At 42.4% G+C, this 513-nt stretch carries 1 pseudogene; it reads left to right on the top strand.

Features of this window, described 5'->3' with window-relative positions:
• Positions 1–53: 53 nt before the first annotated feature.
• Positions 54–513 (top strand): annotated as a pseudogene (locus DYY66_RS13420) (acetolactate synthase large subunit); the annotation flags it as partial.

The following is a 513-nucleotide window of genomic DNA, read 5'->3' as shown; positions in this document are numbered from 1 at the left end:
CACAGGCCAGGTCCCATCAAAGATGATAGGTCGTGACGCATTTCAAGAAAGTNTGATTGCAATCACAGGCCAGGTCCCATCAAAGATGATTGGACGCGATGCATTTCAAGAAAGCGACATCATCGGAATTACAAATCCTATTGTAAAATATGCATTCCAGCCAATGAGTCCAAATGAAATTCCAGAGGTAGTCAAAAAGGCATTTTACATTGCATCAACTGGAAGACCAGGACCAGTATTGATAGACATTCCAAAAGATGTACAACAAAATGAAGCAGAGGTACATTTTCCAAACGAAGTAAAGGTTAGAGGGTACCATCCATGGGTTGACCCGGATATCACACAGATTGAGCGAGCAACAGAGATGCTCTTGTCTGCAGAAAGACCAATAATTCTTGCAGGAGGAGGAGTCATAATATCAAGTGCATTTGCAGAGCTCCAGTCAATTGCAGAGTTGCTCATGATTCCAGTAGTTACAACTTTCAAAGGAAAAGGATCCTTCCCAGAGAACCA

This window comes from Candidatus Nitrosotalea sp. FS (assembly GCF_011319475.1).
In the GTDB taxonomy this organism is placed as follows: Archaea; Thermoproteota; Nitrososphaeria; order Nitrososphaerales; family Nitrosopumilaceae; genus Nitrosotalea.
This window is presented reverse-complemented; position numbering and strand designations above follow the sequence as displayed.